This window comes from Brevundimonas sp. GW821-FHT09G01, from assembly GCF_059416065.1.
Map to the genome: position 1 here is coordinate 134,800 of NZ_JBWKOL010000007.1, position 17,702 is coordinate 152,501.

General features: G+C 68.8%; 23 protein-coding genes. 8 read left to right on the forward strand and 15 right to left on the reverse strand.

The features are described from left to right. Positions 1-57: 57 nt before the first annotated feature. Positions 58-792, forward strand: a complete 735-nt coding sequence (locus AC07NB_RS14030; protein ID WP_494571987.1) for a TonB family protein — start codon at positions 58-60, stop codon at positions 790-792. Here the strand turns inward: AC07NB_RS14030 and AC07NB_RS14035 are convergent, their stop codons facing one another. Both AC07NB_RS14035 and AC07NB_RS14040 read right to left on the reverse strand, forming a co-directional pair. Beyond that, entirely contained in the window at positions 793-1,803 is a 1,011-nt protein-coding gene (locus AC07NB_RS14035; protein WP_494571988.1) for an NAD(P)/FAD-dependent oxidoreductase, read from the reverse strand. Positions 1,804-1,901: 98 nt separating this feature from the next. After that, on the reverse strand, positions 1,902-3,746 hold the full coding sequence (locus AC07NB_RS14040) for a phosphoenolpyruvate carboxykinase (GTP) (RefSeq protein ID WP_291835411.1): 1,845 nt from the start codon (positions 3,744-3,746) through the stop codon (positions 1,902-1,904). A gap of 114 nt (positions 3,747-3,860) precedes the next feature. Between AC07NB_RS14040 and AC07NB_RS14045 the strand changes: the two genes are divergently transcribed. Then, on the forward strand, positions 3,861-4,586 hold the full coding sequence (locus AC07NB_RS14045; protein ID WP_494571989.1) for a DUF938 domain-containing protein: 726 nt from the start codon (positions 3,861-3,863) through the stop codon (positions 4,584-4,586). Between the two features lies 1 nt (position 4,587). Then, positions 4,588-5,343 carry a pseudouridine synthase gene (locus AC07NB_RS14050; protein ID WP_291835418.1) on the forward strand — a complete coding sequence of 252 codons (756 nt, stop codon included), beginning with the start codon at positions 4,588-4,590 and terminating at the stop codon, positions 5,341-5,343. Here AC07NB_RS14050 and AC07NB_RS14055 read toward each other — a convergent pair. Together AC07NB_RS14055 and AC07NB_RS14060 are read right to left on the reverse strand one after the other, a co-directional pair. After that, positions 5,340-5,870, reverse strand: coding sequence for a dihydrofolate reductase family protein (locus tag AC07NB_RS14055; protein ID WP_492312780.1), 531 nt, complete (start codon positions 5,868-5,870; stop codon positions 5,340-5,342). The genes AC07NB_RS14050 and AC07NB_RS14055 overlap by 4 nt on opposite strands. A gap of 1 nt (position 5,871) precedes the next feature. Next, a complete protein-coding gene (locus tag AC07NB_RS14060) occupies positions 5,872-6,546 on the reverse strand; it encodes a glutathione S-transferase family protein (protein WP_291835424.1) in 675 nt (224 codons plus the stop codon). Between the two features lie 81 nt (positions 6,547-6,627). Between AC07NB_RS14060 and AC07NB_RS14065 the strand changes: the two genes are divergently transcribed. Beyond that, positions 6,628-7,068, forward strand: a complete 441-nt coding sequence (locus AC07NB_RS14065; RefSeq protein ID WP_291835428.1) for a MarR family winged helix-turn-helix transcriptional regulator — start codon at positions 6,628-6,630, stop codon at positions 7,066-7,068. Positions 7,069-7,072: 4 nt separating this feature from the next. On the opposite strand, the gene AC07NB_RS14070 is transcribed toward AC07NB_RS14065, so the two are convergent. Both AC07NB_RS14070 and AC07NB_RS14075 read right to left on the reverse strand, forming a co-directional pair. Then, the gene (locus tag AC07NB_RS14070) at positions 7,073-7,321 is read right to left on the reverse strand and encodes a hypothetical protein (protein ID WP_291835431.1); all 249 of its coding nucleotides are present in this window, start codon (positions 7,319-7,321) and stop codon (positions 7,073-7,075) included. A 211-nt stretch (positions 7,322-7,532) separates the two neighbouring features. Further along, positions 7,533-8,279, reverse strand: a complete 747-nt coding sequence (locus AC07NB_RS14075) for a MauE/DoxX family redox-associated membrane protein (protein WP_494571990.1) — start codon at positions 8,277-8,279, stop codon at positions 7,533-7,535. 71 nt (positions 8,280-8,350) lie between these two features. Between AC07NB_RS14075 and AC07NB_RS14080 the strand changes: the two genes are divergently transcribed. Next, on the forward strand, positions 8,351-8,782 hold the full coding sequence (locus tag AC07NB_RS14080) for a MerR family DNA-binding protein (RefSeq protein ID WP_494571991.1): 432 nt from the start codon (positions 8,351-8,353) through the stop codon (positions 8,780-8,782). Positions 8,783-8,952: 170 nt separating this feature from the next. Then, a complete protein-coding gene (locus AC07NB_RS14085) occupies positions 8,953-9,621 on the forward strand; it encodes a hypothetical protein (RefSeq protein ID WP_494571992.1) in 669 nt (222 codons plus the stop codon). A 9-nt stretch (positions 9,622-9,630) separates the two neighbouring features. Here the strand turns inward: AC07NB_RS14085 and AC07NB_RS14090 are convergent, their stop codons facing one another. After that, positions 9,631-10,080, reverse strand: a complete 450-nt coding sequence (locus tag AC07NB_RS14090) for a MarR family winged helix-turn-helix transcriptional regulator (RefSeq protein ID WP_494571993.1) — start codon at positions 10,078-10,080, stop codon at positions 9,631-9,633. Between the two features lie 144 nt (positions 10,081-10,224). Between AC07NB_RS14090 and AC07NB_RS14095 the strand changes: the two genes are divergently transcribed. Continuing rightward, positions 10,225-10,998, forward strand: a complete 774-nt coding sequence (locus AC07NB_RS14095) for an alpha/beta fold hydrolase (RefSeq protein ID WP_492312773.1) — start codon at positions 10,225-10,227, stop codon at positions 10,996-10,998. Between the two features lie 69 nt (positions 10,999-11,067). Here AC07NB_RS14095 and AC07NB_RS14100 read toward each other — a convergent pair whose 3' ends face one another. Further along, a complete protein-coding gene (locus AC07NB_RS14100; RefSeq protein ID WP_492833985.1) occupies positions 11,068-11,352 on the reverse strand; it encodes a hypothetical protein in 285 nt (94 codons plus the stop codon). Between the two features lie 116 nt (positions 11,353-11,468). Then, a complete protein-coding gene (locus AC07NB_RS14105; RefSeq protein ID WP_494571994.1) occupies positions 11,469-12,125 on the reverse strand; it encodes a glutathione S-transferase family protein in 657 nt (218 codons plus the stop codon). A 107-nt stretch (positions 12,126-12,232) separates the two neighbouring features. Between AC07NB_RS14105 and AC07NB_RS14110 the strand changes: the two genes are divergently transcribed. Beyond that, positions 12,233-13,306 (forward strand): S41 family peptidase, encoded by a 1,074-nt coding sequence (locus AC07NB_RS14110; protein ID WP_494571995.1) that lies wholly within the window; start codon positions 12,233-12,235, stop codon positions 13,304-13,306. 17 nt (positions 13,307-13,323) lie between these two features. Here AC07NB_RS14110 and AC07NB_RS14115 read toward each other — a convergent pair whose 3' ends face one another. The 6 genes from AC07NB_RS14115 to AC07NB_RS14140 form a co-directional block, all read right to left on the reverse strand. Beyond that, positions 13,324-13,584: a low molecular weight protein tyrosine phosphatase family protein gene (locus AC07NB_RS14115; protein ID WP_494571996.1), complete on the reverse strand. Its 261-nt coding sequence runs from the start codon at positions 13,582-13,584 to the stop codon at positions 13,324-13,326. Between the two features lie 56 nt (positions 13,585-13,640). Continuing rightward, complete coding sequence (locus AC07NB_RS14120) at positions 13,641-14,405, reverse strand: hypothetical protein (RefSeq protein ID WP_494571997.1); 765 nt, start codon at positions 14,403-14,405, stop codon at positions 13,641-13,643. Beyond that, entirely contained in the window at positions 14,402-15,934 is a 1,533-nt protein-coding gene (locus AC07NB_RS14125; protein ID WP_492312767.1) for an acyl-CoA carboxylase subunit beta, read from the reverse strand. The genes AC07NB_RS14120 and AC07NB_RS14125 overlap by 4 nt, the downstream gene beginning before the upstream one ends. 149 nt (positions 15,935-16,083) lie before the next feature. Beyond that, complete coding sequence (locus AC07NB_RS14130; RefSeq protein WP_494571998.1) at positions 16,084-16,383, reverse strand: transcriptional regulator; 300 nt, start codon at positions 16,381-16,383, stop codon at positions 16,084-16,086. Beyond that, entirely contained in the window at positions 16,380-16,841 is a 462-nt protein-coding gene (locus tag AC07NB_RS14135) for a hypothetical protein (protein WP_291835361.1), read from the reverse strand. Before AC07NB_RS14135 ends, AC07NB_RS14130 begins: the two co-directional genes overlap by 4 nt. A 79-nt stretch (positions 16,842-16,920) precedes the next feature. Beyond that, positions 16,921-17,694 (reverse strand): ATP12 family chaperone protein, encoded by a 774-nt coding sequence (locus AC07NB_RS14140; RefSeq protein WP_494571999.1) that lies wholly within the window; start codon positions 17,692-17,694, stop codon positions 16,921-16,923. Positions 17,695-17,702: the final 8 nt, after the last annotated feature.

Sequence of the window (17,702 nt, forward strand, 5' to 3'; positions counted from 1 at the left end):
CTCCATTTCCGTCAGGGACGCTGTGGGGACGGCGAAAAGACAGGGAAGAGTACGGCCATGATGATCAGAACAGCGGGCGGGCCAGGACTGGTTAGCCCCATCGACTTCCACGAACGGAAAGGCCCCGGACTGTCGCGCTCCGCCTGGATCGCGATCGGCCTGGTGGCGACGGCCCACATCGGGGTCGGCGTCGCGCTCTACTACCAACGCTTCGAGATGAAGCTGCCGCCGATAGAAGAGACCCCGCCGATGACGGGTCCGATCATCACGCTGGAGCCCCCGCCCAAGCCGAAGCCGGTGGAGAGCAAGCCGGCGGCGCCCAATGCCCCGATCCACGAGACCCCGGCGCCGACCAGGCCCACGGAGATCCTGAACATCCCGATCAATCCGGACGCCAGGCCGACCTCCGGCCCGATCAGCATCCCGACGGTCGAACACCCCACGCCCGAGGCGCCGCCGGCGCGCGAGCCGGTCGCCGAGCCGCCCGCCGTGCGCGTGATCCGCGATCCCAGCTGGGTCCGCCAGCCCACGGCCGAGCAGATGATGCGCGCCTATCCGGCCCGCGCCATCACGGCGGGAACCGCCGGTTCGGTGTCGCTGAACTGCCTGGTCGAGGCCAACGGCTCGGTCTCGGACTGCGCGGTCGCCGGTGAAACGCCGGCCGGTCAGGGCTTCGGCCGCGCCGCGCAGAACCTGTCGCGCCATTTCCGCGTCAGCCCGCGCACCGTGGACGGAGCGCCGGAAGGATCCCGGGTCGCCATCAACCTGCGCTTCGTGCCGCCGGCTGACTGATCAGGCGAACCGGTGGGGCGAGAGGGCCGAGGCGTCCGCAAGAGACGCCCGGCCCTCAAGTGCGTCCGCGACCACATGGGCGACCAGCGGCCCCAGCAGCCAGCCGTTGCGGCGCGGCGCCAGGGCCAGATAGAGGCCGTCCGCGCCGGACGGGCCCGCCATCGGCAGGCCGTCGGGCGATGCGCCCCGGATGCCGACGCGAGGTTCTCCGGCCTCGCCGTCCGCGCCGATCAGGGACAGGCCCATCTCCGCCTGACGGGCGGCGACGGTGCGGTCGGGCGCCACGCTGCGCTCGCCCGCCTCCATCGTGGCGCCGCACAGGGCGCCGTCCGCCGCCGGAGCCGCATAGCCGCCGGGCCCGCGCAGGACCCGTCCGGGCGTGGCGCAGCGCACCGGCGTCAGCTGTCCCCGGATCGGTTCGATGGCGTTGACCCGCCGCGCCACCGCGTCCGGCAGCCCCTCCAGCGCGCGCGCCGCGCCGGTGGCCAGAACCACCCGCGGCGCCGACCAGCGGCGTCCGTCGGCGGCGACCGCCGTCCACGCCTCTACCTCGCGGGACAGACCCGCGACAGTCGCCGCGACGCGCGTGACGCCGGGGACGTCAGACAGTTGCGCCAGCGCCGTCTGCGCCTCGATCCGCCAGTCGTCGGGGGTGAACAGGCCCTCGCCTTCCCTGTGCGCCGCGAAGCCGAGGGCGTGCAGCCGGGCGACGGCGGCGTCCGGATCCGGCCCGCGCCACGCCGCGCCGTCCAGGACCAGGGTCAGGCCGCTTCGCCCGGCGAAGGCAGGCCACAGGTCGCGCCCGCGCTTCAGCAGGGCCGCGTGGGCCGGCGACAGGCCGTCGATCAGGCTTTCCATCGCCGGGGCGATCATCCCCGCCGCCGCGGACGACGCATTGGGACCGCCAGGGTCGAGCACGGTCACGGCATGACCGCGCGCGGCCAGTTCGGCGGCGCTGCACAGGCCGAGCACGCCGGCGCCGATGACGATGACATCAGGGGAGGAAGACACGAGGGGTGAGATCGACCCCTCGTGGTTCTTTTGCAAGAGGCGCTATCGCTCGCCGCGCGGTCGCTCGCTGCTTGAGCACGGGACGCCGTTTGGGTTTGCTACTCCGCCGCGATGGCGGCGGCGCGGTGGGCGTCGATGCGGGCGGTCAGGGCCGCGTGCTGGTCCCACAGGGCCTTGGGCAGGCGATCGCCGAACTTCTCGTAGAAGGCGGGGATCAGGGCGGCTTCCTCGGCCCAGACCTCGGCGTCGACGTCCAGCAAGGTGGCCAGGTCGGCGTCGGTCAGGCTCAGGCCCGACAGGTCCAGCGCCTCGGCCGACGGCACGCGGCCGACCGGGGTGTCCACGGCGGTGGCTTCACCGTCCAGCCGCTCGGCGATCCACTTCAGGACGCGGGCGTTGTCGCCGAAGCCCGGCCAGACGAACTTGCCGTCCTCGTTCTTGCGGAACCAGTTGACGAAGTAGAGGCGCGGCAGCTTGGCGGCGTCGGTCCGGCCGCCCATCGACAGCCAGTGGGCGAAGTAGTCGCCCATGTTGTAGCCGCAGAAGGGCAGCATCGCGAACGGATCGCGGCGCAGCTCGCCGATGGCGTTCTCAGCCGCGGCGGTGCCTTCCGAGGCGACCGACGAGCCCATGAACACGCCGTGCTCCCAGTCGAAGGCTTCCGTCACCAGCGGCACGGCGCTGGCGCGGCGGCCGCCGAACAGGATGGCGTCGATCGGCACGCCCTTGGGATCTTCCCACTCGGGCGCGATGGTCGGGCACTGGTGGGCCGGGGCGGCGAAGCGGGCGTTCGGGTGGGCGGCGGGCTCGCCCGAGGCCGGGTCGTGGCGCGCGCCCTTCCAGTTGGTCATCCCGGCGGGCGCTTCCTTGGACAGGCCCTCCCACCACACGTCGCCGTCGTCGGTCAGGCCGGTGTTGGTGAAGACGGTGTTCGAGGCCAGGGTCGCCAGGGCGTTCTGGTTGGTGTTGCGGCTGGTGCCCGGGGCGACGCCGAAGAAGCCGGCTTCCGGGTTCACTGCGTACAGACGGCCGTCGTCGCCGAAGCGCATCCAGGCGATGTCGTCCCCGATGGTCTCGGCCTTCCAGCCGTCCAGCGTCGGCTGGAGCATGGCCAGGTTGGTCTTGCCGCAGGCCGAGGGGAAGGCGGCGGCGACATATTTGGCGCGGCCCTTCGGATCGGTCAGCTTGAGGATGAGCATGTGCTCGGCCAGCCAGCCCTCATCGCGAGCCATGACCGAGGCGATGCGCAGGGCGTAGCATTTCTTGCCCAGCAGGGCGTTGCCGCCGTAGCCCGAACCGTAGGACCAGATCTCGCGGGTCTCGGGATAGTGGACGATCCACTTGTCCTCGTTGCAGGGCCACGGCACGTCGGCCTGGCCGTCCGCCAGCGGGGCGCCCAGGGTGTGCACGGCGGGCACGAAGACGCCGTCCTCGCCCAGCACGTCCAGCGCGGGCTGGCCCATGCGGGTCATGATGCCCATCGAGACGGCGACATAGCCGCTGTCGGTGATCTCGACGCCCAGGGCGCTGATCGGCGAGCCGAGCGGGCCCATCGAGAACGGCACGACATACATGGTCCGGCCGGCCATGCAGCCGTCGAACAGGCCGTCCATACGGGCGCGCATCTCGACCGGATCGGCCCAGTTGTTGGTCGGGCCGGCGTCGATCTCATCGGCCGAGCAGATGAAGGTGCGGCTCTCGACGCGGGCCACGTCCTTGGGGTCCGAAGCGGCGTAGTAGCTGCCCGGGCGCTTGACCGGGTCCAGCGCCTTCAGCGTGCCCTTGCCGATCAGGTCGGCGACGATCTCGGCCTTCTCGGCCTCGGAGCCGTCGCACCAGTGGACGCGGGCGGGCTTGGTCAACGCCGCGATCTGCTCCACCCAGGCCACGAGGCCGGCATGGTTGGTCGGGGCCGGGTAAAGGCCGGGGATCGATTGGGTCACGCGGGTCTCCTGAACCGTCCTGGCCCGGCGATCTGATGCCGCCGTGGCTTCCCTTGCGTGCGTTCACGCAGTGTTTCAGCGGCAATGACACCGAAGCCGGAGGCCCGTCAACCGATGCACGTTTCAACCTCTCGCGAGGCGGCGGCGACCGGCGGCCTGCATATTTCCGGTCGCGATCCGGGCCTCGCCGGGGTATCCGGCGCCATGCAGACGATGGACGCCCTGAACCCGACTCCCGAAGGGGCCCTCGCCTCCCCGGCCTCGGTCCGCAACGCCGGGCCGATTCTGGAGGTGCTGAAGGCGCACCTGCCCGCGCGCGGCCGGGTGCTGGAGATCGCCGGCGGCAGCGGCCAGCACTCCGTCGCCTTCGCCGGCGCCCTGCCCGGCCTGACCTGGACGCCCAGCGATCCGTCGCCCGAGGCCCGCGCCAGCATGGCCGCCTGGGCCGCCCAGGCGAAGCTGCCCAACCTGGAGCCCCCGCAGACGCTGGACATGCTGGACGAGGCGGGCTGGCCGACGGAGCAGACCGATGTGGTCATCTGCATCAACATGATCCACATCAGCCCCTGGGCCGCGACCGAGGGCCTGATGCGGCTGGCGGGCCGCGCCCTGCGCCGCCCGGGGGGCCTGCTGGCGCTGTACGGCCCCTATCGCGAGGCCGGGGTGGACATAGCCCCGTCCAACGCCGCCTTCGACGCCGACCTGAAGCGCCGCAATCCCGACTGGGGTCTGCGCGATAGCGACTTGGTCATCGCCGAGGCCAAGGCCGCGGGCCTCGCCCCCACCCAAAGGATCGCCATGCCGGCCAACAACATCATGCTTCTGTTCCGGGCGCTCTGACATGGCCTGGACCAGGACCTACGACGGCGCCGAGCCGGTCCGGATCAACAAGTGGCTGGGTCAGTCGGGCGTCTGCTCGCGGCGCGAGGCCGACGCCCTGATCGCCGACGGCCTGGTGTCCATCGACGGCGAGGTCGTGCGGGACGCCGGCCGCAAGCTGGAGACGGGCCAGACCCTGACGCTGAGCGACAAGGCCACGGCCCAGCTGGCCGAGGGCATCACCGTCGTCATCCACAAGCCGGTCGGCTACGTCTCGGGCCAGCCGGAGCCGGACAAGCTGCCGGCCATCCGCCTGCTGAGCGCGGGCAATCTGATCGGCCCGGGCGAGGTCCCCGGCGACATTTCCCTGCCCCCGATCGGGCGGCTGGACGAGGACTCCCGCGGCCTGCTGCTGCTCTCGTCCGACGGGGTGGTGGCCAAGGCGGTGATCGGGCCGGAGTCCGATCTGGACAAGGAATACCTGGTCCGGGTGGCGGGCGACATCACCGAGAAGAAGCTGAAGATCCTGCGCCACGGCCTGATGCTGGACGGCCGCCAGCTGCGTCCGGCCTACGTCAGCCGGATGGAGTCGCACCGGCTGAAATTCATCCTGCGCGAGGGCCGCAACCGCCAGATCCGGCGCATGTGCGAGATGGTCGAGCTGGAGGTTGTCGACCTGATCCGCGTCCGCATCGGCCCGCTGAAGCTGGACAACCTGCCCGAGGGCAAGTGGCGCATGCTGACCGCCGAAGAGCGCGAGGCGCTGGTCGGAAGCTAGGCCGGGACGTAGGTCAGCTGGATGGCCTCCCCGCCGATGCGCTCATGCGACACGAGGCGGAGCGGCGGGCGGGGGCCGGCGAAATAGGGCCTGCCGCCGCCGGTGACGACCGGGTGCAGGTAGATCCGGTAGGCGTCGATCAGACCCAGGTCGCCGAGACTGCGCGCCAGCTCCGGCCCGCCGACCTCGATCTCGCCGTCGAGCTCGGTCTTGAGCTTGCGGACCGCCGCCTCGACGTCGTCCGAGATCAGGGTGGCGTTGGGACCGACCGAGGTGAGCGAGCGCGAGACGACCCATTTGGGGTGGGCGCGCCAGGCCTCGGCGAACTCGCGGTTCTCGGGAGACCAGGCGGGATCGTCGTGGTCCCAGTAGCGCATGATCTCGTACAGGCGGCGGCCGTAGAGGCTGCCGGCCTGCTCGCGCACCTGGTCGATGAAGTGGCGGAACAGCGTGTCGTCGGGCCCGAAGGCGTCGTGGTCGACATAGCCGTCCAGCGACTGGTTCATTCCGAAGACGAGACGCGCCACGTCAGACGCCCCCGGCCAGCGCCGGATTGTTCGCCTCCGCCGCCCTGAAGGGCTTCAGCTGGTCCGCCAGCGCCCGCTTGAACGCCGGACGGGCCTCGGCGCGGGCGACATAGTCAGCCAGGGCCGGGAAGTCGGCGAGGATGTCGGTGTGGCGCAGGTCGCGCAGGACATGGGTCATCAGGATGTCGGCGGCGCTGAACCGGTCGTTGGCGAACCAGCGGCGCCGGCCTAGGGCGGTCTGCAGGTCGCCCAGCCGCTTGCGCAGGAAGGCCTCGACCTCCGGCCGGCGGGCCCTGGCCCAGTCCTTGTCGGCGTTGAACAGATCGATGCCCGCCAGCTCGGCCACGAAGGGCTCGACGCTGTTCATGGCCGCGAACAGCCAGGTCATCACCATGGCCCGGCCCGCGTCGTCGGCGGGCATCAGCTGGTCCGAGTTCTGGGCGATCCACAGCACGATGGCGCCGCTCTCGAACATCTCGACGGTGTCGTCGCGATAGGCGGGCACCTGGCCGAAGGGCTGCATGGCCCGATACTCGGGCGTGGCCTGGTCCTCGAAGCCGATCAGCCGGTCGTCATAGCCCAGCCCGGCCTCTTCCAGCGCCCAGCGGACCCGGATGTCGCGGACCGAGCCCTGGGCGAAGGGCGGCACCCATTTGAAGGCGGTGACCTGGATCATGGGGCGTTCCTTCCACGCGTTCGCGGCGCTGTCCGCACCGTCGTCATTGACGAATAGGTTGATATCAACATATCAGAAGCCATGTCAAACGCCGTGCATCCCTTCGCGACGACCCTGCATATCCGCGACCACTGCCTGTGCCTGCATGCGCAGCGGGCGGCGCGGGCGCTGTCGCGGCGGTTCGACGAGGCTTTCCGCCCGCACGGGATCACCAGCGGCCAGTTCTCGCTGCTGAACAGCCTGAACCGGCCCTCCCCGCCGACTGTCGGACAGGTGGCCGAGACCCTGGCCATGGACCGTTCGACGGTGACGGCCAACCTTAAGCCGCTGGAGCGATCCGGCCTGGTGGCCACCACCGTCGATCCCGAGGACCGGCGCGGACGCCGCATCGCCCTGACCGACGCCGGGCGCGACCTGCTGGCCCGGACGACGCCGGTGTGGATCGCCGAGCACGCGGCGGTCGAGGCCGAGCTGGGCGACGGCGGCGACGCCCTGCGGGCCGGGCTGCGCCGCTTGATCTGAGGCCTTAGACGCGAGCGCCGCCCTCATTGTCCCGTCGCCGGAACAGGCCGCGGACGGCGCCGGACATGTGCGCCAGCCGGGTCGTGCAGCCCTCGATCAGGCCCCGGGCGGGCAGCGGCTTGTCGCTGCGCCAGAAGCACATGTAGCAGGTGAAGGGGCGACAACCGTCCAGCTCGATCCGGGTGCGCCAGTCGGCCTCGAAACAATGCGGGCAACGCACGCGCACCGCCCCTTCCAGTCCTCGCATCCACATGGGCCCTGCTCCTTTCTTCAGGATCCAGAAACCGCGATTACTCGCTATACGTGCATTAGAGATGCGCTGATTCTCGCCACCCGTCTCCTTTTCACGCCCTAGAGCGAAATCGGTTGAGTTGGACACAGTCCAAGTCGGCTCAGATTTCGCTCCAGTTTGAATCTGGACCATTTTTCGGATTCAGGTCGCTCCGACCTGAAGCAAAAATGGTCTAGTGCATAAAGGCCAGCATCCAGACGGCCATGGCGATCATCATCAGGTTCTCGGTCAGGGAGACGAAACCCAGCGGGACATTGGACGATCCGCCGACGCAGGCGCACTTCAACTCACGCTTGTCGATATAGACGGCCTTGAACACCGAGGCCGCGCCGATCCCGCCGATGACCAGCGCCAGCGGCGCGGAGAACCAGGTCAGGACGCCCGCCAGCATCAGGACGCCCGCGCCCAGCTCCGCGAACGGATAGACATAGCCGTAGGGAACCCAGCGCTGGGCCAGCAGGTCGTAGTTCAGGAACATGGTCGAGAATTTCTCGATGTCCTGCAGCTTCAGCATGGCCAGCAGACACATGGCCACGGCGATGAAGGTCGGGATCACGCCGGCCAGCACCGGGCCGTCCTTCAGCCAGGCGATGGGCAGGGCGATCAGCAGGGCCACGGCGAAGACGGCCAGGACCGGCACATAGCTGGTCGCGCCGGGCTCGGGCACGCGCTGGCCGAAGTGGCGGCGCAGGTCGTCGTAGCCGCCGATGCGGACGCCCCCGATAAAGGTCTGGGGCGTGGTCTTGACCCCGTGCTCGGCCTTGAAGGCGTCGGTCTGGGCGCGGGTGGTCAGGTGGCGGTCCTCGACCGTGAACCCCTTGCTCTTCAGCAGCCACAGCGCCTTTCGGCCGTAGGGACAGACGTGGTCGGGCATGACCATGCGGTAGACGACGGCGGTCTTCGATCGGGGGGCTGACATCGGCGGAAATCTCCTTGCCTCAAAGCGGACCCGCCCCATGTAGGTTCCGGACCATGGTACGGAGTCAAGCGATGTCGGGAACGTCCCGCGAGATGACCATCGCCCGGCTGGCGCAGGCCGGCGGCGTGGGGGTGGAGACGGTGCGCTATTATCAGCGGCGCGGCCTGCTGGAGACGCCGAAACGGCCGCAGACCGGCGGGTCGGGCGGCGGGACGCGGCGCTATGGCCCCGCGGCGGTGCGGCGGCTGCGCTTCATCCGCTCGGCCCAGGCGGCGGGGTTCACCCTGGAGCAGATCGGCGAACTGCTGACGCTGGACGCGAGCGACGACAGGGCCCGGGCGCGGGAACTGGCGCAGTCGCGGCTGACCGAGCTGGACGCGCGGATCGTCGAGCTGGAGACGGCGCGGGCGGCGCTGACCCGGCTGGCCGAGGCCTGCGGCGACGGCCGGACGGGTCCCTGCCCGATCATCACGGCGTTCGAGGGAGACGGCGCCGCGCGCTGAAAAAAAACGGGTGCGAAGAGTGCGGATGGAAAGCACCGTCCGAAGCGTCCGATGCGTCCGTAAGGCTTGGTTGTCAAAGACCCGAAGCCGCAGCCTAGCGGGTCCGGACGTCAGAAATGGACGCGCCGCCGTTCGGGGGTAAGCTGGCGGCCATGACCGGGAGCGGCCCCATGAATGTCCTGACCATCCTGAGGTCCGTCGAGGAACTGCTCTACGAAGTCATGTCGTGGCTGCTGTTCTATCCGCGCACCCTGTTCATGACCCTGCGCCACCCGCTGAAGACGATGCGCTATTCGGACAGCGAGCAGCGCGACAAGCCGGACCAGCAGTATCTGGAGACCCTGAGCCCGCCGCTGTTCCTGGTGCTGAGCATCCTGCTGGCGCACGGGATCGAGATGGCGTTCGGCTTTCGGGTCGAGGGCGTCGGCCACACCGCCCTGGGCCAGATGATCACGGGCAACGACCAGAACCTGCTGGCTTATCGCGCCCTGATCTTCAGCCTCAGCCCCCTGCTGTTCGCCTGGACCTTCCTGAAGCTGTCGGGGCGCAAGATCGACCGCGACACCCTGCGCACGCCCTTCTTCTCGCAATGCTACCTGGCCGGCGCCACCGCGATGCTGGTCAGCCTGGCCACCCTGGGGGTGCGCGATCCGCGGGAGTGGACGACGCTGGCGGGGGTGGCCGTCGTGCTGATCGTGACCGTCTGGTACCTGGTCATCCAGCACCGGTGGCTGATGCAGGTGGCGGGCGTGACGCGCCCGCGCGCCTGGTTCTGGTCGATCGGGACCTTCGGCGCGGCGATGGGACTTATGGTGGCGGTCAATCTGGTCGCGTCGTAGCGAACCCCTTCAGACGTCCCCGTCCTTCGACCGCGCCACGGCGTCGGCCAGCCCCCGGACCTTGACGTTCAGGTCCATGAGCTCGGGGACCGTCAGGCCCGAACGGTTCAGCAGTTCGTCCAGCAGGCAGCCGGCGCGGGATTCCAGATCCTGGCCCTTCTGCGTCAGCCCGACCACCACCTGACGCTCGTCGTCGGGATTGCGCCGGCGGTCGACCAGCCCGGCCTGCTCCATGCGCTTGACCAGGGGGGTGATGGTGCTGGGCTCCAGATCCAGGCGCTCGGCGATGCCGCCGACGGTGTGGGGGCCGCCCTCCCACAGGGTGCTGAGCACCAGATACTGCGGATAGGTCAGGCCCAGCTCGTCCAGCAGCGGCTTGTAGGCGCGGTTGATGGCGATGCCGGCGGCGTAGATCGAGAAGCAGAGCTGGCCCTGCAGGGGCACGGCGGGTTTGGGCATGATAGTCTCCTTCACGCCAGAATATGGGGCTTTCGCGAGAAAATACATATCGCGATAAAAAATATCTGGACAACGATCCGAGGTGAGCGTACCAAACAGTTATCGCGATAATGTTTATCGCATAAACATGAAGAGGAAACGATCATGACCACCGCTCGCAAACTGATGGCCTCCGCCGCCCTCGCCGGGGCTGTCTTCGCCGCTGACGGCGCCCTGGCTCAACAGGCCGGTTCCGTGAAGAACGTCGTGCTGGTGCACGGCGCCTTCGTCGACGGCTCGGGCTGGAGAGGCGTCTACGACCTGCTGACCGCCGACGGCTACAACGTCGCCATCGTGCAGAACCCGACGGCGACCCTGGCCGCCGACGTGGCCCTCACCCGCCGAGTGATCGCCGGCATGGACGGCCCGGTCATCCTGGTCGGCCACTCGTACGGCGGCGTGGTGATCTCGGAAGCCGGGACAGACCCCAAGGTCGCGGGCGTGGTCTATATCGCCGCCTTCGCGCCGGACGCCGGTGAATCGGTCTCGACCCTGATCGCCAATCCGCCGGCCGGCGCGCCCGTGCCGCCGATCCTGCCGCCGCAGGACGGCTTCCTGTCGCTGGATCGATCCAAGTTCGCGGCTTCGTTCGCGGCCGACCTGCCGGCGGCCGACGCGGCCTTCATGGCCGACTCCCAGCAGCCGTGGGGCGTCGAGGCCCTGGCCGGCGCGGTCACCACCCCCGCCTGGCGCGTCAAGCCCAGCTGGTACCTGGTCGCCGCCGAGGACCGCATGATCCCGCCCCCGGCCCAGCGCATGATGGCCGCCCGCGCCGGCGCCACGGTGTCGGAAAGCACCGGCAGCCACTCGGTCTATGTCTCGCAGCCCCGCGCGGTGGCGAATGTGATCGAACAGGCCGCCCACGCCGTCGCCCACTAAGCCTGCCCCCGGAAACGAAGAGGCCGCCCGAATCCCGGGCGGCCTCGACGTCGTCTGAGCGATGACCGCCTATTCGATCGGGCCGGGGCCCCAACCGCCGCAGTAGAAGATGGGCGTGGTGTCGTAATAGCCGGACGGCACATAGGCCCGCTGGACCCAGATGTTGGAGCCGAAGCCGCGGCAGCCGATGTCCGAGACCTCGCCGCCGACGATGGTCTTGGCCGCGTCTTCGTACCAGACGTAGTGATAGCCGGTCCATTCGGGCGGCCACTCCTGGGCCTTCATGCCCATGGCGCCGAACGCGGCGAACGCCACGGCCGAGACGACGGCTACGCTTCTGATCTTCCTCAACATGCAGACCTCCCTGGAATGCGCCTCACGCGCGAACTGGAAGGGAGGCCGCGAACGGCCGGATCGCAACTCAAAGTTTCGTGTCGTTAACGAAATCGCCCCTGGGTTGGCCCGCAGCGTCAGCCGAACGCGGCCTCCTCCACGCCCAGTCGCGCGGCGTAGAGTTGGCGGGTCCGCAGCCAGGCCGGGCGGGCCAGGGCGCGCTCGTAGAAGGCGCGGACGTTGGGGTAGTCGTCCATCAGCTCGGCCTCGCGGATTTCGCGCAGCACGGTGGCCATCAGGATGTCGGCGACGGTGAAGTCGCCGCCCATGATCCAGGCCCTGCCCTCCAGCCGGCGTTCCACCCCCTCCAGCCAGCGGCGGCCGATCATGACCAGGAAGTCGCGGGCCGCCGGGTCCGCGCCCATGAAACCCGCGTCGAACATCGAGATCATCGACAGGGCGGGCGAGACGGTGGCCACGGCGGCGAAGCACCATTGAACCACATGGGCGCGACCCTCCGAATCCGGCGGTGTCAGCCGGCCCGAGGTCTCGGCCAGATGGATCAGGATGGCGGCGGATTCCGACAGGACCAGATCCCCTTGCTCGAGCACGGGGATCTGGTTGAACGGGCTGAGGGCCGAGAACTCCGGCCCGTTGGTCTCGCCGCCCAGATAGTCCCAGGCGCGGACCTGATAGGGCAGCCCCATCTCCTCCAGCGCCCACTGGATGCGCATGTCCTTGGTCTCGCCGACCCCGCCGGGGAACATGTTGCCGAAGCCGTGCAAGGTGATCATGGGGTGATAGTGCTCCTTCTCCCCGTACAGGAGAAGATGGCCCGCGTGCATCCGGACGCCGGGCTCGCGGCCTCTCCGCCTTGGGAAACTAATGAGGGGAGCCTTCCATGATCCGACACCTTGCGGCCCTTTGCGCGGCCGTCATCGCCCTGGCCTTCACGCCCGTCGTGGCCCGGGCCCAGCCGGGACCGCCGCCGGATCCGGCCGGCGTGACCCTGAGCGCCGACGAGACCAGAACCGTCGTCCTGTCGCTGGCCCAGGTGCTGCGCGAACGCTTCGCCTTCCGTGACCGGGGCGCCGCCGCCGCGCGCGAGATCGAAGCCATGGAAGGCCGCGGAGAGTTCCGCGGCGCCCGCACCGCCGCCGACCTGCTGGCGCTGATCAACAGCCGCGTCGCGCCGGTGGTGAACGACCGGCATTTCCGCATCCGCTACATGGGGCCCGAGATCATCGCCGGGTTCAGCGAGGGCCCGCCGCCGCCGGAAGAGGTCGCCGCCTACCACGAGGAAGTCCGCCTGCGCGGGTCGGAGATCCCCGAGGTGCGCTGGCTGGCGGGCAATGTCGGCTACCTGCGGATCAACCGGTTCATGGACGCCCCGCCCATCGCCGAGAAGATGGCGGCGGCGATGGGCATGCTGGCCGACACCGGCGCCCTGATCATCGATGTGCGCGGCGCCCCGGGCGGCGAGCCGGCCGGGGTGGCCAACGCCATCGGGCACCTGGTCGACCGGCCCACGCCCACGGTCCACGTCTTCGATCCCGACGGGCCCGCCGAAGGCCGCATCTATCAGGCGGAGCCCCGCACGCCCGCCTTCACCGGCCGCCCCGTCTATGTGCTGATCGACCGCAAGACCGGGTCCGGCGCCGAGGAATTCGCCTATGACCTTCAGGCCATGGGGCGCGCCACCCTGGTGGGCCAGACCACCTGGGGCGGCGCCACGCCCGGCGGATACCGTCCCCTGGCCGCGGGTTTCGCCGCCTTCATCCCGATGCAGATCGTCACCAACACCGTGACCGGCGCCAACTGGGAAGGCGTGGGCGTCCGGCCCGATGTCGAGGTCGCGGCCGATGAGGCCCTGACCGTCGCGCACCGGCTGGCGCTGGAAGCCGTCCTGCGCGACGCCCAGGGCGTCCGGCGCGCCCTCGCCGAGGAAGGGCTGGCGTCACTGGCGGGCGGCTGACGCGGGGGCGGGCCGGATCAGAGATACGGCCCGACCTTCTTCTCCAGCAGGGCCACCAGCTCCGGCTGCATGAAGGCGTAGTCGTCGGGGATGTCGAGGCAGATGACGCGGGCGCGCTTCAGATGGGCCCTGAAGCGGCGCTGCAGCCGGGCGCGGTGGGCGCGCTCCATGACGAAGATGATGTCGGCCCATTCCACCAACTCGGCCGAGCAGTGCTCCTCCGCGTCCGGCGCAAAGCCGGCGGAGGCGGTCTCGACGCCGGGCCGGGACGCGAACACCTGCTCGGCCGTGGGCGAGCGGAGGCGGTTGCGGGAGCAGAGGAAGAGGAGGTTGGTCAGGCGGGACCCGCTCCTGACGGTCCTCCCAGCAGTGCGAGATTGCCTCCCACCCATTCGACGGCTTGAGCGCCGGTAGCTAGGTAGACAAAAGCATCCATTACGCCTTTAGAAATCCCAAGCACCCGCATAACTCTCTCACGAACCTGATCAGGTACGGGGCCTCGCAACTCAAGGACCCGCGTCATAGTACTGCCAACCAGATCGTTCACGTAGTCTCGGACGCCTTCTTGACCAAATAGTTGGTACCTTTCGAGAACCAAAAGAAGATCTGTCAGCTTGCCGATAACAAAAGCGTCTATATCCGTTTGAGATAAGCCAATCTCTTCGATCAGGTCTTGGATCGCTTGAGTGGCCACAACGACCCTCGCCTTCTCCACAGACAAAGATCGTCCACTTAGAATGAGAGAGTCGTGAAAATTCTCCAATCTCTCGATAGTTAGCTCGTTAAGCAACGTCTTGCTAAGATTATCGGTACTGTTTCCGACATTCTTAAGAGCAACAATAGATCTGACATTCGAATTGAGAGTCATCATATACCGCTCTCGACGCTCTTCTTGCACAATGTCCAAGTCTTGGATCGCGCGATCAATTGTTCGATTAAATCGAAGAACGCCGACCTGCCACGGAATACGCTCCCCAATCGAGAAGTGCATCGGGATCGCCTCTGCTATGGTGCGATTTACGGCAAAGAAAGATTGAATCGAGCGCACCTCGTCAAGAAGCAACCCGGCGCTGGTGATGATGCGAGAATCTTTGCTCATAGCGGAATATTATCGTGCTTCTTCCACGGGTTCTCCTGAACCTTGTTCTTCAGCGTCCGTAGCGCCTTGATCAGCCGGCGCCGCGTGCCGTGGGGCATGATCACGTCGTCGATGTAGCCGAGGCCGGCCGCGACGAAGGGGTTGGCGAAGCGTTCCTTGTATTCGGCCTCGCGGGCCGCCAGGGCCTCGGGATCGCCGGCCTCCTTGCGGAAGATGATCTCGACCGCGCCCTTGGCGCCCATGACGGCGATCTCGGCCGAGGGCCAGGCGTAGTTGACGTCGCCGCGCAGGTGTTTGCTGCTCATCACGTCATAGGCGCCGCCGTAGGCCTTGCGGGTGATGACGGTTAGCTTGGGCACCGTGGCCTCGGCGTAGGCGAACAGCAGCTTGGCGCCGTGCTTGATCAGGGCGCCGTACTCCTGACGGGTGCCGGGCATGAAGCCGGGCACGTCGACGAAGGTCACCAGCGGGATATCGAAGGCGTCGCAGAAGCGCACGAAGCGGGCGGCCTTGCGGCTGGAATCGATGTCCAGCACCCCCGCCAGCACCTGCGGCTGGTTGGCGACGATGCCGACCGACTGGCCGTCCAGACGGCCGAAGCCGCAGACGATGTTGCGGGCGAAGTCGGCGCCGATCTCGAAGAACTCGGCCTCGTCGACCGTCTTCAGGATCAGCTCCTTGATGTCATAGGGCTGGTTCGGATTGGCCGGGACCAGGGTGTCGAGGCTGGCCTCGTCGCGGTCGGGATCGTCGTAGCTTTCGCGGACCGGCGGCTTCTCGCGGTTGGACAGGGGCAGGAAGCCGATCAGGCGGCGGACCTCGCTGAGGGCCTCCAAATCGTTCTCGAAGGCGCCGTCGGCGACGCCCGACTTGCCGGCGTGGACGCGGGCGCCGCCCAGGTCCTCGTGGGTGACGACCTCGTTGGTGACCGTCTTCACCACGTCGGGGCCGGTCACGTACATGTAGGAGGTGTCCTTCACCATGAAGATGAAGTCGGTGATGGCGGGCGAATAGACGTCGCCGCCGGCGCAGGGGCCCATGATCACGCTGATCTGGGGGATGACGCCCGAGGCCAGGGTGTTCTGCAGGAAGATGTCGGCGTAGCCGGCCAGGCTCTCGACCCCTTCCTGGATGCGGGCGCCGCCGGCGTCGAACAGGCCGATGATCGGCGCGCCGGTGGTCAGCGCCATCTTCTGCAGCTTGACGATCTTGGCCGCGTGGGCGCCCGACAGGGAGCCGCCGAAGACGGTGAAGTCCTTGGAGAAGACATAGACCAGACGGCCGCCGATCGTGCCGCGGCCGGTGACGACGCCGTCGCCGGGGACGCGCTGCTTCTCCATGCCGAAGTCGTGCGAGCGGTGCTCGACGAACATGTCGGTCTCCTCGAAGGAGCCCTCGTCCAGCAGGACCTCGATCCGCTCGCGCGCGGTCAGCTTGCCCTTGGCGTGCTGGGCTTCGATCCGCTTCTCGCCGCCGCCGAGACGGGCGGCCGCGCGGCGGGCTTCAAGCTTGTCGAGGATGTCTTGCATGGGGCGTCTCCTTGAGCGCTGGCTTAAGGAGACGCGGGGGCGGAGGCAAGCGGCGGGGGGGCGAGGTCAGTGAAGAGTGCTCGTGAGCAAAGGGGTGAGTGGGCCCCGCACTGGCAGTGCTCACCACTTGCTCACCCCTTGCTCACTATTTACTCGCCCGCGATCCCCGCCAGCCTTTGCAGCTCCGCCACATGGCCGGCGAAGGCCGTCCGCCCCGCCGCCGTCAGACTGGCCCAAGTGCGTTGGCGGCCGTCGGCGGCGGCCTTGCGCAGCTTGATATGGCCCGCCTCCTCCAGCGCCTTGAGGTGTTTGGACAGGACCGAGTCCGAGACCTCTAGCGTGTCGCGGATCATGGCGAATTCGGCCTCGTCGGCCGCCGACAGGATGCCGCAGATCTGCAGCCGGCCGGGGGCGTGGATGGCCGCGTCGAAACGGGGCGCGAGCCTCAACGGTCCAGCCTCATCTCGGCGCGATAGACCCGGCGCCACAGGCGCGAGCCGATCAGGGCGACAATGAAGCCGGCGGCGGCGGCGATGGCGGCGATCAACGGAACCGGCGTCTCCGGCGACATGCGCCGCACGATGGCCAGGCCGACGATGCAGGCGGCGAACAGCAGGCCGATGCCGATGGCCACCCAGCGCGCCCATTTGGGCGAGACGCCGGTCAGCTTCAGGCCGGTGCGGCGGGTCTCCTTCTGGAAGATCACCACCAGTCCCATCAAGCCGACAGTGCTCGCGACGACGTTGAACGGCGCGTCGAAGGCCTGCCCCCCGACCATGCCGGCCATGAGAGCGGAATAGGTCAGGTCGTAGCGCCAGCCGCCGGTGGCGACGCGGTCGTGCACGGCGCGGCGGGACTTCTCAATGGCGGCGAGCGCCTCGGTCGGGGTCTGGTGGTCGTCGGTCATGGCGTGTTTCTCACTTTCCGATGTGGAAACTGACGCAGACTTTCCGGATTGGCAAGTGAAAACTTTCCGAGTTGGAAAGTCAGCCTTCCAGCGCCCGGAACCACCGGTCGAACAGGGCGGCCTCTGCGCGGCGGGCGGCGGTGCGGGCGGCGTTCTCCTCGTCGACACCCCAGCGCGATTCCTGGAAGGCTTCGTCGATGCGCGACAGGTCGAAGGCCAGTTCGCCGGACAGCGCCCCGCGCTGCACCGCCAGCCCCAGCACCGCCGAGCCCAGCAGGGGCGTGAGGGCGGCCAGGCCGGTCAGGGCGAAATCGTCGAGCTCCAGCGCCAGTTCGCGCACGCGGGCGACGGCGGCGGGGTCCTGGGCCGTGTGGAGGAGGCCTTCGGCGACCTGGAGCGGGACGCCCAGCTCGCGGGCCCAGTCGCGCCACGGGGCCCACTCGCGCGCCTGCTGTTCGACCAGCGAGCCGGGCGCCTCGGCCGGATAGCAGAGCAGGTCCGAGCCGGCGTAGGCGGCGACCTCGTCGGCGACGGCCTCGCGCACCTGACTGACCCGGTCGATGGCGGTGGAGGCCAGGCGGGTGGCGGGCATGGTCCCGGGCTCGATGAACTCGCCCTGGGCGGCCCATTCGTCCGCGACCATGCGGGCGGCGGCTTCGGTCGGCAGAGTCAGCTTTGCATGCGCCGGGGTCTTGGGCGCGCGGCCGTCCAGCAGGACGGTCCATTCAGACCCCTTGGCGCCCTCCCCTTCGCTGACGTCGACCGTCTTCCAGAAGCGCTTCAGCCGCTCCTCGGACTCGCGGAAGCCCTTGCGGGCGGCGACCATGGGATCGAGGGGGGGAATGTGGCTCATCGTGTGTC